The sequence below is a fragment of the Pandoraea sp. genome, from assembly GCF_041919235.1.
GTDB lineage: Bacteria > Pseudomonadota > Gammaproteobacteria > Burkholderiales > Burkholderiaceae > Pandoraea.
Window position 1 is genome coordinate 134,698 of record NZ_JAYRUC010000004.1, and the last position, 13,961, is coordinate 148,658.

Below are 13,961 nucleotides of genomic sequence, written 5' to 3' on the forward strand. Positions count from 1 at the left end.
TGTTATAAAGCCAACGAATGTCGCTTGGCGACCCCCCTTCAACACTACCTAACGTCATGTCAAAAGCTCTGATCATTGCCGAGAAACCGTCTGTCGCGAATGACATCGCGCGGGCGTTGGGCGGCTTTACCAAGCATGACGAGTACTTCGAGAACGACGAATACGTCGTCTCGTCGGCGGTTGGCCACCTCGTCGAAATCGGCGCGCCGGAAGACTATGAAGTCAAGCGCGGCAAGTGGAGCTTCGCCAACCTTCCCGTGATTCCCCCGCACTTCGACCTCAAGCCGATCGCCAAGAGCGAGTCGCGTCTGAAGGTGCTTACCCGACTGATCAAGCGCAAGGACGTGGACGTCCTGATCAACGCTTGTGACGCGGGGCGCGAAGGGGAGTTGATTTTCCGGCTGATCGCACAGCACGCGAAGGCGAAGCAGCCGGTCAAGCGTTTGTGGTTGCAATCGATGACGCCGCAGTCGATTCGCGACGGCTTCAGCCGCTTGCGCAGCGACGGCGACATGCTGCCGCTGGCCGACGCCGCGCGCAGCCGCGCCGAAGCCGACTGGCTCGTCGGCATCAACGGCACACGCGCGATGACCGCCTTCAACAGCAAGGGCGGCGGCTTCTTCCTGACGACCGTGGGCCGTGTACAAACGCCAACGCTGTCGATCGTGGTCGAGCGCGAAGAAAAGATTCGCAAGTTCGTCTCGCGCGATTATTGGGAAGTGCGCGCCGAATTCGTCGCGGCTGCGGGCTTTTACGAGGGCCGCTGGTACGACCCGAACTTCAAGCGCAACGAATTCGATCCGGAACAGCGCGATTCACGTCTGTGGAGCGTTGCGGCGGCCGAGTCGGTTGTGGCGGCGGTGCGCGGCAAGCACGGCACGGTCACGGAAGAATCGAAGCCGTCGACGCAACTCTCGCCGCTGCTGTTCGATCTGACGAGCCTGCAGCGCGAAGCCAACGGCCGCTTCGGCTTTTCTGCGAAGAACACGCTGGGTCTGGCGCAGGCGTTGTACGAAAAGCACAAGGTGCTGACCTACCCGCGTACTGACGCGCGCGCGCTGCCGGAAGACTATCTGGCCACCGTCAAAGAAACGATGGCCGTGCTCAAAGAGAGCAACAATTACCATCAGTTCGCCAATCAGGTCCTGAACAAGGACTGGGTCAAGCCGAACAAGCGGATCTTCGACAACAGCAAGATCAGCGATCACTTCGCCATCATCCCGACGCTGCAGGCGCCGAAGAACCTCTCCGAACCGGAGCAGAAGCTGTACGACCTCGTGGTCAAGCGCTTCCTGGCGGTGTTCTTCCCGGCGGCCGAGTATCTGGTGACCACCCGCATCACCGAAGTCGTGGGGCACCACTTCAAGACCGAAGGCAAGGTGCTCGTCAACGCCGGCTGGCTCGCCATTTATGGCAAGGAAGCGGCGGGCGACGGCAAGGACGGGAAGGAAGAGCAGCCGAACCTCGTGCCGGTCGCGAAGGACGAGAAGGTCGGCGTGGACAAGGTCGAAGCGGTCGGCCTGCAGACCAAGCCCCCGGCGCGCTACAGCGAAGCGACGCTGCTCTCGGCCATGGAAGGCGCGGGCAAGCTGGTCGAAGACGGCGAGCTGCGCGAGGCGATGGCAGGCAAGGGGCTGGGAACACCGGCCACGCGGGCGGCCATCATTGAAGGGTTGCTCACGGAAAAGTATCTCGTGCGCGAAGGCCGGGAGTTGCATCCGACGGCCAAGGCGTTCCAGTTGATGACGCTTCTGCGCGGCCTCGGCGTGGACGAACTCACCCTGCCGGAACTCACGGGCGAGTGGGAAGCGAAGCTCTCGCAGATCGAGCGCGGCGGCCTCAAGCGTGACGAGTTCATGCACGAGATCGCGCAAATGACGCAGACCATCGTCAAGCGCGCGAAGGAGTACGACTCGGACACGATCCCAGGCGACTACGCAACGCTCAGCACGCCTTGCCCGCATTGCGGCGGCGTGGTCAAAGAGAACTACCGCCGCTTCGCCTGCACGAACTGCAGCTTCTCGATCTCGAAGATCCCGGGCGGACGCCAGTTCGAGATCCCCGAAGTCGAAACGCTGCTCAAGGAAAAGACGATCGGCCCGCTGTCCGGGTTCCGCAGCAAGATGGGCCGTCCGTTCTCGGCGATTCTCAAGCTCTCTCCCGACGACGAGATGGGCTACAAGCTCGAGTTCGACTTCGGTCAGGACAACGGCGACGAAGACGGCGAAGCGCCGGACTTCACGGGCCAGGAGCCGGTCGGCAAGTGTCCGAAGTGCGGCGCTCGCGTGTTCGAGCACGGCATGCGTTATGTCTGCGAGAACGCCGTCGCCAGCCCGAAGACCTGCGACTTCACGTCGGGCAAGGTGATTCTTCAGCAGGAAATCTCGCGCGAGCAGATTCACAAGCTGCTCACCGAGGGCAAGACGGATCTGCTGACGAGCTTCAAGTCGTCACGCACGGGCCGCACGTTCAAGGCGTACCTCGCCAAGCAGAAGGACGGCACGATCGGCTTCGAATTCGAGGCGAAAGCACCGAAGAAGACCGCCTCGACGGCGGGCGACGCCGAAGGCGACGGCAAAGCGACACCGGCGCGCAAGACGGCGGTGAAGCGTGCTGCGGCGAAGGCGCCGGCGAAGAAGACGGCCGCCCGCAAGACCGCGGCAAAGGCCAAACCGGCCACGAAGGACGCCGAGTCCGGCGCGACGGACAACACGGCCATCGACGACGATCCCCCGTTCTGAGCGGCGTCCGCACGGCATTGCCCCGATCGCTCGGGGCAAAGAAAACGGCCACTTCCTTGCGGGAGTGGCCGTTTTGCCTTGTGCCGTTTTGCCTTTGCGCCAGATCGTGCCGCGAGCTACGTCACATCGCAATACCGGGGGTCGGCGCGCTCGGCGACGGAATTTTGGGCGGCACCCAGCGCTCGGCGGCCGAAATGCCTTCGTTCTGGCGGAAATATTCCACGGTCAGATCGATGAAGCCACGTGTCTTGGCCGACAGATACTTGCGGCTGGGATAGACGAGCGAGACATCGACCGGCGTCTGCGAGAAGTTGCGCAGCAGCGCGACAAGATCGCCGTCGCGCACGTCGTGACCCACGAGATACGACGGCAGAAACGCGATGCCGTGCCCCAGCAGCACCGACTGGCGCAGCAGCGCCGTGTTATTGCAGATGAACTTGTTCTGAACGCGCACACGCACTTCGCCGTCCGGCCCCGAAAACACGCGGTCGTCGCTCCAGAAGTCGTTCGGCAGGCCCAGCACGCCATGCTCGCCCAGCTCCTGCGGTGTGACAGGCTCGCCATGCTCGGCGATGTAGGCCGGCGATGCACACAGCATCACGCGCGTCTCGGCGAGCACTCGCGAAATCAGGCTTTCACTGTTGATCATGCGCGTGAGCAGAATGCCGCAGTCGTAGCCCTCTTCCACCAGATCGATGGCGCGGTCGGTCAGCGTGAGGTCGACCACCACCTTCGGATGCGTCTCCTGGTACTTCTTGACGAGCGGCGCGAGATTGCGCAAACCGAACGAGACCGGCGCGACGACCTTCAAGGTGCCTTTCGGATCGCGCGACGCGCTTGAGATGAGCGCATCGGCCTCGTCGACTTCGTCGATGATCTGCCGGCAGCGTTCGAGATACACCTGTCCGGCGCCGGTCAGCGACAGGCTGCGGGTGGTGCGGTTGAGCAGACGAACGCCAAGATGCGATTCGAGTTCCGCGACGTGCCGCGTGACCACAGCGGCCGACAGATCCATCTGGGCGGCCGTACGGGCAAAGCTCCCGTTGTCGGCCACTTTGACGAAAACGCGCATCGATTGCAGACGGTCCATGTTGTTTCCAATCTTGAGGTGCCGCGTCGTGCTGGCAGGAGATTAAGACGAGCATCGGCGGCCGACCGGCAATTCACCGGCGCTGCGCCTACCTGCGGGCACCGGGTGGACCGCCGCCCCAGACCGTTCCGGGGCGCGCCGCGCGCGTGCCGCCAGGACTCTCGACACGGCGGGGACTTCAATAAGGCGTAGGGCTGGTTCACGCAAAGGATGTGAACAGGTGCTAGCTTACCGTAGGCAGCCAAAATTTGCCCGGCGCGACAGCGACGATTGCGCATCACCGCCCCGTTCCATGCGCGCGTTGGCGTCCGGATACGTATCGAATGCCGGTCGCCACGCAACATCGTTCGCCATGACGCCCTTCGCCCGCAATGCCCCCCATGCCCTCCCATGCCCCCCACGCCGGGCGGGGTGTTTGACGCAAGTCAGAGCGGCGCGTTCGTGGCGACGCTACAGTCGAACGTCACCTATTGTTACCGGCCCGCCCATGAATCCCCTCTCCGTTTTGCCGACGCCGTGCGCCAACGCCCCGGCCTCAAGCGAATCGCCCACCGGCTCGCCATGCCCCGGCTGCGCAAAGCGCGCGTTGGACGAAGGCCACGGGCATTCGCGATGCGCGTCACGCTCGGCGGAGCGAACCGTTGCCGCTCCCGTTGCCGCCCCAAGGGTTCCGCTTCACTTCGACGCGGAACTGCTCGGCCGCTATGACGTGAATGGGCCGCGCTACACGTCGTACCCGACGGCACTGCAATTTCGCGACGACTTCGGCGCTGGCGACTACGTGCGCGCTGCGGCGCAGTCCAAGCGCACCGGCAAACCGCTCTCGCTCTACGTGCACGTTCCGTTTTGCGACACGGTGTGCTTCTACTGCGCGTGCACCAAGATCGTGACGAACAATCGTGCTCACGCGAACGCCTATGTGGAGCGTCTGCATGTGGAGATCGCGCGACAGGCCTCGCTGCTCGGTGCGGGTCGCTCGCTTGCGCAGATGCATTGGGGCGGTGGCACGCCGACGTTCCTCTCGTTGGAACAGATCGCCTCGCTCGTCGACGCCATCGGCCGCCACTTCGTGATGACGCACGACGACAGTGCCGAGTACGCCATTGAAATCGACCCGCGCAGTGCGGGTCCCGCGTCGATTCGCGCCTTGCGTGCGCTCGGCTTCAATCGTCTCTCCATCGGGGTGCAGGATTTCGATCCCCGCGTCCAGGAAGCCATTCATCGCGTACAACCACGCGCATTGGTCGAGGCCGCGCTCGATGCGGCACGAAGCTGCGGCTTCCGCTCGGTCAACTTCGATCTGATCTACGGCTTGCCGCATCAGACACCGGCGTCGTTCTCAAACACGCTCGACGCCGTGATCGAGATGGCGCCGGAGCGCCTGTCGGTTTTCAGCTACGCCCATCTGCCGCAGCAATTCAAGATGCAGCGCTGCCTGCCCGACGCCCTGCCGGACGGCCCGCAAAAGCTCGCGTTGCTGCAGACGATCATCGCCCGGCTCAGTGACGCGGGCTACGTGTACATCGGCATGGATCACTTCGCGCGCCCCGACGACGAGCTGGCGCGGGCGCAGGCCGCCGGTACCCTGCATCGCAACTTCCAGGGATACAGCACGCGGGCCGATTGCGACCTGATCGGTGTGGGCATGTCGGCCATCGGCCGTGTGGGGGATAGCTACGCGCAGAACGCCAAGACGCTCCAGTCGTATTACGACGCGATCGATGCTGGAGGACTTGCGATCTCCCGTGGCGTGCGGCTCGATGAAGACGACCACCTCCGGCGTGACGTCATCTCGCGCCTGATGTGTCGCATGTCGCTGGACTTCGCCACGATCGAGCAGGCGTACGGTATCGACTTCGCCTCGTATTTCGCGAGCGAACTGGGCGAGTTGGCCGATCTCGCGGCCGACGCGCTCGTGGCCATCGACACCCAAGGGCTGCGAATCTTGCCTGCGGGGCGTCTGTTGGTGCGCGTGGTCGCGCAGGTCTTCGACCGCTATCGCCGCAGCGAAGCGAATTCACAGTGCGCAAAAGTGATGTGAGCGCAGCGACGCGTTCGCCATAAAGTGGAACGCCCGGTGGAGGTCCCACCGGGCGCGCTCGTTGTCGACGTTATCGACGTTATCGACGTTATCGAGACAATCGAGGGTATCGATCGTGTCGACGCGTCAGCAGCATCGTCCGCCGCTCTTGCCGCCGTAGCGAGCCTCCTGCCGCTCCCGGAAGAACGCCTCGAAGCTCATCACCGGCTGATCCGGGTGGGTCGCCTGCATGTGCGCCACATACGTGTCGTAATCGGGCAGGCCGACCATCAAACGCATGGCCTGTCCCAGATATCGGCCGACCTTACCGACTTCGTCGAGCATGGCGTCGTCTCCCGGCGTTAGACCTGACGGCCTGCAGGCATCGACTCGAACGGTGTTTCCCGGGCCGTCGGCTTGTTGGCCCGACGGGCCACGAGGATGGTGCGCAGACCGAAGGCCGCGACGGCCACCACCACGAACATGAACACACCGGCGAGCGTCGCATCGACGTAATCGTTGAACACGATCTGCTGCATTTGCACCACCGACTTGGCCGGTGCGAGCAGCTTGCCGTCGGCGAGCGCCGTTTGATACTTCGCCGCGTGCGCAAGGAAGCCGACCTTCGGATCCGGATCGAACATCTTCTGCCAACCGGCCGTCAGCGTGCAGGCGAGCAGCCACAAGGTCGGCAGAATCGTGACCCAGGCGAAACGCTCACGCTTGAGCTTGAAGAGCACACACGTCGCGAGAATCAGCGCGATGGCGGCAAGCATCTGATTGGAGATGCCGAACAACGGCCACAGCGTATTGATGCCGCCCAGCGGATCGACCACCCCCTGATAGAGGAAGTAGCCCCACGCCGCCACGCACAACGCCGTGGCCGTCAGGTTGGCGGGCAACGAGTCCGTGCGTTTGAGCGACGGCACGAACGTGCCGAGCAGATCCTGCAGCATGAAGCGCCCGGCACGCGTGCCTGCGTCGACGGCCGTCAGGATGAACAGCGCCTCGAACAGAATCGCGAAGTGGTACCAGAACGCCATCATCGCTTCGCCGCCCGCCACCTGATGCAGGATGTGGGCCATGCCGACGGCGAGCGTCGGGGCGCCACCGGCACGCGAGATGATCGAGTTCTCGCCAACCGCGTGCGCGGTCGAGATCAGCACGTCCGGCGTGATGGTGAACCCCCAACCCGAGACGACGTGCGCCACGGCTTCCGGCGTCGTACCGATCACGGCCGCCGGGCTATTCATCGCGAAGTACACGCCCGGGTCGATCACCGATGCCGCGACCAGCGCCATGATGGCCACGAACGATTCCATCAACATGCCGCCGTAACCGATGAAGCGCGCATTGACTTCGTTATCGAGCAACTTGGGCGTGGTGCCCGACGAGATCAGCGCATGGAAGCCCGACACGGCGCCGCACGCGATCGTGATGAAGAGGAACGGGAACAACTTGCCCGACCAGACCGGGCCGCTGCCGTCGACGAATTGCGTGAGCGCCGGCATCTTCAACTCGGGGGCCACGACCAGAATGCCGATCGCCAGTGCCAGAATCGTGCCGATCTTCAGGAACGTCGACAGATAGTCGCGCGGCGCAAGCAACAGCCACACCGGCAACACCGATGCGATGAAGCCGTAGCCGATCAGCATCCACGTCAGTGCCTTGCCGTCGAACGTGAACAGCGGCGCAAGCGCGGCGCTGTCATGCACGCTCTGGCCGAAATAGATCGCGGCCATCAGCATCACGAAGCCGATGACCGACACTTCGCCGATGCGGCCCGGACGGATGTAGCGCGTGTAGATGCCCATGAAGAGCGCGATCGGAATCGTCAGCCCGACCGTGAAGGTGCCCCACGGCGAGCCCGCGAGCGCCTTGACCACGATCAGCGCCAGCACGGCGAGAATGATGATCATGATCAGGAACGCGCCGAACAGCGCGATCACGCCCGGAATCATGCCGAGTTCGGACTTCACGAGATCGCCCAGCGAGCGGCCGTCACGGCGCGTGGAGATGAACAGCACCATGAAGTCCTGCACCGCGCCGGCGAACACCACGCCGGCGAGAATCCACAACATGCCGGGCAGATAGCCCATCTGCGCGGCGAGCACCGGGCCGACGAGCGGACCCGCGCCGGCAATTGCTGCGAAGTGATGACCGAACAGCACGTAGCGATTGGTCGGCACGTAGTCCAACCCGTCGTTATGGCGCCAGGCCGGCGTCATGCGCGTGCTGTCGAGTTGCGCGACGCGTGTCGCGATGAACTTGCTGTAGAAGCGATAAGCGATCAGGTACACGCAGACGGCTGCGATCACGATCCAGAGTGCGCTGACGGTTTCGCCGCGCGATAGTGCCACCGTGCCGAGCGCGCACGCGCCGACGACGGCTACCGCTGCCCAGGGCAGTTGTTGCCAGATACGATTCATTGTCTCTCCTCGGAACTGCCTCCTTCGGGCAGCAACCCGGGACGGTGTCGTTGCAACACTGTCCCGCCTCTTGGGTCGTCGCGATGACGGCACCCTGAGCCGTGGCGCGCCGCGCGCACCCCTCTTTCGGGGGTCTGCGCACAACGAGGGCCGGCACCGTTGCGCGAAGCGTCGACATGCGGACATGCGACCCTGCGCAACGCGCCCGAGATGCTTGCGAGACATTCGGCAGCCCCGGCCACGATTCGGCGTGTAGTATTGGCGTTTGCCCGTCGCGCCACAAGCGCGGAACTACGCAGGTCCTCTACGTGCTACTACGTAGCGAAGTCCGGCGAGACGCGGCATTGAAGGGTTTCCGAATGCCATGAATCTCCGACAGAAATTTTTCGTCCTGGCGCTGCTGCCGGCAGCGTTGGCAATGGTTGCCATCGCGCTGGCCGTACGCCACCAAGGCAACGAGCTTTCGCGCGCGCAGCACGAAGCCGTGCAAACCGCGTCGCTGGCCAACAAGCGGGCCGAGCTGCTGCATTACGTGAGCCTTGCGCGCAAGGCCATCGAGCCGCTGTATAACGGCCCCGACACGCCCGCCGCTCGCGAGGAAGCGCTCGCCATCCTCGCCCGCATGGAGTTCGGCCAGGACGGATATTTCTTCGTCTACGATCTCGAAGGGCGCAGCCTGATGCACCCACGTCAACCCGAAATTGTCGGCCACAACCTCTGGTCGCTCAAGGACGCGTCGGGTGCGCCCACGATCCAGCGCCTGATCGCGGCAGCGCGCGGCGGCGGCGGCTATGTGCAGTACCCGTGGGAGAAGCCGTCGCTCCACCAGATGGCGCCGAAGCTCGGCTACGTCGTCGCCCTGCCGCGTTGGAACTGGATGATCGGTACGGGAATTTATCTCGACGACGTGCAGGCTACGCTCCGCCAATCGGACGAACGCGCGCAGGCGAACATTGGCCGCACGCTGATCTGGATCACGCTCATCGCGTCCTCGTGTCTGGTCATCGTGGGCCTTTGCGGGCTTGTCGTGAACATCACCGAACTCAAGACCGCCGACGCGAAACTGCGCCAGTTAGCGCGTCAGGTCGTCGAATCGCAGGAACTCGAGCGCTCCCGCATTTCGCGCGAGTTGCACGATGGCATCAGCCAGCTACTCGTCTCGGTCAAGTTGCTGCTCGAGTCCGCGTCGATGCGTCTGCCAGGCGCACCTGCAGCCGCCAGCAGCACGCTGGGCGTGGCGATCGAGCGCTTGAACGGCACGCTCGGTGAAGTGCGGCGCATTTCGCAAGCCTTGCGCCCGGCCATGCTCGACGATCTCGGGCTGGCCGCCGCCATCGATCAGCTCGCGCGAGAATTCGGCTCGCATGCGAATCTGCCGGTGGAGATGACTGTCGATGGCGAGGCGCCTGTGCTCGACGACAACCTCAACACGATGCTCTACCGCATCGCGCAAGAGGCGCTGACCAACATCGAGCGGCACGCGCAGGCGACGCGCGTGTCGATCCTGCTGCGCTTCCAGCCCGACGGCATTCAATTGTCGATTGCCGACGATGGACGCGGATTCGATGTGACCGACGTGCATCACGATCCCAACCACGGCATTGGTTTGCGCAATATGCGAGAGCGGCTCGACGCCGTTGGCGGCTCACTGAGCATTCAGTCGTGGCCCGGCCTTACCACCATCAGCGCGTGGGTGCCCCTCGCGCCCGCCGCCGCGAAATCGGCGCTTCGTGCGACATCACGCAAATGACGCAAGCTCACCCTATCCGACTGCTGTTGATCGACGATCACCCGCTTGTGCGCGACGGACTGCGCGCGCGATTCGACGCCGCGCCCAACCTCCAGGTCGTTGGAGAGGCGGGCAATGCTCAGGAAGCGCTCGCGCGGGCGAAGACATCGTCGCCGGATCTCGCGCTGATGGACATCAGCATGCGCGGCACGAATGGCATCGAACTGACGGCGCAGTTTCGCGAGCAGTTTCCGCACATCGCGGTGCTGATACTCTCGATGCATGACAACGCCGAATATGTGCGTCAAGCAGTCCGCGCCGGGGCACGCGGTTACGTGCTCAAGGACGCGCCCGCCCATGAGATCGTGACCGCCATCGAGCGCGTGGCACGCGGCGAAGCCTATTACAGCGCCGCCATTGCCGCGCGCGTGGTGCAGGCGTCGACTGCGCACACGCCCATCGATTCGCTCACGCCTCGTGAGCGCGAAATCCTCTCGCGCATTGCCCATGGCCTGGCGAACAAGCAAATCGCCACAGAAATGGATCTGTCGGTCCGCACCGTGGAGACGCACCGGCTCAACATCAAGCGCAAGCTCGGCATCGAAGGGCAGGCCGAGCTGATCAAGTTCGCGGTGGAGAATCGTCTGTAAGTCGACCGTGTCGCAACTCATGTGCACGGAATCAATGCAGAAACGGGTTGTATACCTCCACGCCCGTATTGGAAAAGTCCCTGACGTTACGCGTGACGACCACAAGTCGATGCACCAGCGCCGTGGCGGCGATCAGTTTGTCGATGGCGTGCTCTGAATTGGGTACGCGCAAGCGCGCCCAAACATTACAGATCGTCTGGTCCACCGGTAGGATTTCTCGGGCGTAATCGCACTTCAACTTTTCGAGCCACGTCTGGATGAGCGCAGCCTGTCGCGCATCATTCCTATGTCGAAGCACGCCAACACCACGTTGCAACTCTCCCAACGTGACGACGGAGAGAAAGCGCGGCGACTTGTTGCGGTCGGTTAGACGAATGAAGCGCTGAACCCCCACATCGCCGCCGCCACATTTCCGACATTCGCTAATGACATTTGTATCGAGCAAGTACATCAGAATATCGCCGGTTTAGTTGATGCGCTCGAAGTCGCTGTCCAGTCCGACGTTCGGCATGGCCAGCAGTGCTTCTCCGAACGTTCGAAACCCCGGTACGCGCGCCACGTTGTCCAGAATCGTCAGCACCTCCTCCTCCGGCGTTCTCCCGTACATCGCTGCGCGCGATCGGATCGATCGCATGAGCGGTTCATCGATACCTTCGATCAACATCATGTGCATAAGCGCCCTCTCCTGTTCCAATAACGAAAAGTCGTTGTCCGAAACGAACAACAGGAGAAATGCTATCACCGCACCCCTTTCGAAAACCGGTCGAATCCCCCACCGTCAAGCCTTTCGGAAGTATCACAAGCCAACGAAAAATCCCGCCGAAGTCGCCCTCGGCGGGATCGTGGTACGCAACGCAATGGCGTGACCGGCCGTGCCGGTCATCAACGACGTTCGGCGCGCCGTCGTGCCAACATCGGACAAATCACGACTTCAGCCGACGCTCGATGTCAGCCTTCGTATCGAGCAACGCCTGCGGCAGGCGATGCTTGAGCGTGTCGAACAGCTCGGTGTGCAGCTTGAGCTCCTCGTGCCATGCCGCCGGGTCCATCGACGTCACGTCCTCGAACTGGGCTTGCGTGAACGAGAGTCCGTTCCAGTTCAGATCCTCGTAACGCGGCGTGATGCCGAACGCGTTCTCCACACCCTGTGCCGTGCCATCGATACGGCCGAGCATCCACGCCAGCACGCGCATGTTCTCGCCGAAGCCCGGCCATACGAATTTGCCGTCGGCGCCCTTGCGGAACCAGTTCACGCAGTAGATCTTCGGCAACGTTGCGCCGGTCTTGTCGAGATGCGCGCCGGTGTCGAGCCAGTGCTGGAAGTAGTCGCTCATGTTGTAGCCACAGAACGGCAGCATGGCGAACGGATCGCGGCGCACCACGCCCTGCTGGCCCGCCGCGGCCGCGGTCGTCTCCGAGCCCATCGTCGCGGCCATGTACACGCCCTCGGTCCAGTCGCGCGCCTCCGTCACCAGCGGCACGGTCGTCGAGCGGCGGCCACCGAAGATGAACGCATCGATCGCCACACCGGCCGGGTTCTCCCAATCGGCGTCGATCGACGGACATTGCGAAGCCGGCGCCGTGAAACGCGAGTTCGGATGCGCGGCCTTCCGCCCCGTCTCCTTAGCACTGGCCGGCGTCCAGTCCTTGCCCTGCCAGTCGATCAGATGCGCGGGCGGCGTGTCGGTCAGCCCCTCCCACCACACGTCTCCGTCGTCCGTCAGTGCCACGTTGGTGAAAATGACATTCTCGCCAAGGGTCGCCAGCGCATTCGGATTGGTCTTCTCGCTGGTGCCCGGCGCCACGCCGAAGAAACCGGCTTCCGGGTTGATTGCATACAGTCGGCCGTCCTTGCCCGGCTTGATCCATGCAATGTCGTCGCCGATGGTCTCGACCTTCCAGCCTTCAAAACCCTTCGGCGCGATCAGCATGGCGAAGTTGGTCTTGCCGCAGGCCGACGGGAACGCCGCCGCCACGTGATATTTCCTGCCCTCGGGCGAGGTCACGCCCAGAATCAGCATGTGCTCGGCCAGCCAGCCTTCGTCGCGGCCCATCTTCGAGGCGATGCGAAGCGCGAAGCACTTCTTGCCCAGCAGCGCGTTGCCGCCGTAGCCCGAGCCATAGCTCCAGATCTCGCGGGTCTCCGGGAAGTGAACGATGTACTTCGTGCTGTTGCACGGCCAAGCCACGTCCTGCTCGCCGGCGGCCAGCGGTTTGCCCACCGAGTGCACGCACGGCACGAACTCGCCGTCGGTGCCGAGCACGTCGTACACGGCGCGGCCCATGCGCGTCATGATGCGCATGTTCACGGCCACGTAGGGCGTGTCGGACAATTCCACGCCGATGTGGGCGATCGGCGACCCCAGCGGCCCCATCGAGAACGGCACGACGTACATCGTGCGCCCCCGCATGCAGCCCTCGAACAGGCCGTCGAGCGTCGTGCGCATTTCATGCGGATCGACCCAGTGATTGGTCGGACCGGCATCTTCGCGCCTTTCGCTGCAAATGAATGTGCGATCTTCCACGCGGGCGACGTCCGAGGGGTCCGACAGCGCGAGAAACGAGTTGGGGCGCTTGGCCGGGTTGAGCCGCTTCATCGTGCCGGCGGCCACCATCTGTTCGCACAAACGGTCGTACTCCTCCTGCGAGCCGTCGCACCAGACAACCCGCTGGGGTTGCGTGATCGCAGCGATGTGCGACACCCAGTCGATCAGTTTGCGGTGACGCACCCAGACAGGCAGATCACGTGTAGCGACGTTGGACGAGGAGGAGGCGTTGAGCGCGGACGCGCTCACACTGGCTTGCGTCATGGGGGTTGTCTCCATGCAGAGTCGAGAAATGGGGGCGAGCACCGGGCGTGCGACCAACGCTGATGCCTAAGGTGCGTCGCGCGGACGCCGTCGATCGCAGGGCGGCCCTTACGGTTGGGGATACCGGACGGGCACGATTGCCCCGGCGATTGCCGCGTGCGCAGTCAATCGGCGCGCTCGCCGGCCCAGGCCGCGTGAAGTGGGGCGCGTATCGTACGTCTCGCGACGCACATCGCGACACACGAAGGAAGGCAGAGGGCAACACGCGCACCGATACGTGCGCTACAAGCGTCTCGCTCACCGGGTCCGACTTGCTTTTGCGGGGTGGGTTCGATTTTTTGCCATCGTGTTGAGGCGGTTTCGCCATGGTTGCCAGGACACCTGCCATACTATGCAAAACGAGGCGTCAGCATACCACCGCGCAAATCGCGCCGGTGCTGCGTCGCAACAAGGCCGGCGAGGGCTGGGTCCCGACAATCGCCGTCCGTGTCA

10 protein-coding genes are annotated in these 13,961 nt (G+C 63.7%); 4 read left to right on the top strand and 6 right to left on the bottom strand.

Features of this window, described 5'->3' with window-relative positions; genetic code table 11:
* Positions 1 to 56 precede the first annotated feature (56 nt).
* Complete coding sequence (locus ACE3UG_RS04605; RefSeq protein ID WP_374620271.1) at positions 57 to 2,741, top strand: DNA topoisomerase III; 2,685 nt, start codon at positions 57 to 59, stop codon at positions 2,739 to 2,741.
* Positions 2,742 to 2,862: 121 nt separating this feature from the next.
* Here ACE3UG_RS04605 and ACE3UG_RS04610 read toward each other — a convergent pair whose 3' ends face one another.
* Positions 2,863 to 3,831: a LysR family transcriptional regulator gene (locus tag ACE3UG_RS04610; protein WP_374620274.1), complete on the bottom strand. Its 969-nt coding sequence runs from the start codon at positions 3,829 to 3,831 to the stop codon at positions 2,863 to 2,865.
* A gap of 487 nt (positions 3,832 to 4,318) precedes the next feature.
* Between ACE3UG_RS04610 and hemN the strand changes: the two genes are divergently transcribed.
* Entirely contained in the window at positions 4,319 to 5,872 is a 1,554-nt protein-coding gene (gene hemN, locus ACE3UG_RS04615) for an oxygen-independent coproporphyrinogen III oxidase (RefSeq protein ID WP_374620276.1), read from the top strand.
* A 126-nt stretch (positions 5,873 to 5,998) separates the two neighbouring features.
* On the opposite strand, the gene ACE3UG_RS04620 is transcribed toward hemN, so the two are convergent.
* Both ACE3UG_RS04620 and ACE3UG_RS04625 read right to left on the bottom strand, forming a co-directional pair.
* Positions 5,999 to 6,196 (bottom strand): YbdD/YjiX family protein, encoded by a 198-nt coding sequence (locus ACE3UG_RS04620; protein WP_374620279.1) that lies wholly within the window; start codon positions 6,194 to 6,196, stop codon positions 5,999 to 6,001.
* Between the two features lie 17 nt (positions 6,197 to 6,213).
* A complete protein-coding gene (locus ACE3UG_RS04625) occupies positions 6,214 to 8,280 on the bottom strand; it encodes a carbon starvation CstA family protein (protein WP_374620282.1) in 2,067 nt (688 codons plus the stop codon).
* Between the two features lie 364 nt (positions 8,281 to 8,644).
* Here ACE3UG_RS04625 and ACE3UG_RS04630 point away from each other — a divergent pair, with 364 nt between their 5' ends.
* Together ACE3UG_RS04630 and ACE3UG_RS04635 are read left to right on the top strand one after the other, a co-directional pair.
* Entirely contained in the window at positions 8,645 to 10,030 is a 1,386-nt protein-coding gene (locus tag ACE3UG_RS04630; protein WP_374620284.1) for a cache domain-containing protein, read from the top strand.
* On the top strand, positions 10,027 to 10,659 hold the full coding sequence (locus tag ACE3UG_RS04635) for a response regulator (protein WP_374620286.1): 633 nt from the start codon (positions 10,027 to 10,029) through the stop codon (positions 10,657 to 10,659). Before ACE3UG_RS04630 ends, ACE3UG_RS04635 begins: the two co-directional genes overlap by 4 nt.
* 31 nt (positions 10,660 to 10,690) lie before the next feature.
* Here ACE3UG_RS04635 and ACE3UG_RS04640 read toward each other — a convergent pair whose 3' ends face one another.
* The 3 genes from ACE3UG_RS04640 to ACE3UG_RS04650 all read right to left on the bottom strand — a co-directional run bounded on the left by ACE3UG_RS04640 (position 10,691) and on the right by ACE3UG_RS04650 (position 13,469).
* The gene (locus ACE3UG_RS04640; RefSeq protein ID WP_374620288.1) at positions 10,691 to 11,110 is read right to left on the bottom strand and encodes a type II toxin-antitoxin system VapC family toxin; all 420 of its coding nucleotides are present in this window, start codon (positions 11,108 to 11,110) and stop codon (positions 10,691 to 10,693) included.
* A 15-nt stretch (positions 11,111 to 11,125) separates the two neighbouring features.
* The gene (locus ACE3UG_RS04645; RefSeq protein WP_374620290.1) at positions 11,126 to 11,326 is read right to left on the bottom strand and encodes a DNA-binding protein; all 201 of its coding nucleotides are present in this window, start codon (positions 11,324 to 11,326) and stop codon (positions 11,126 to 11,128) included.
* Positions 11,327 to 11,582: 256 nt separating this feature from the next.
* A complete protein-coding gene (locus ACE3UG_RS04650) occupies positions 11,583 to 13,469 on the bottom strand; it encodes a phosphoenolpyruvate carboxykinase (GTP) (RefSeq protein WP_374620292.1) in 1,887 nt (628 codons plus the stop codon).
* Positions 13,470 to 13,961: the final 492 nt, after the last annotated feature.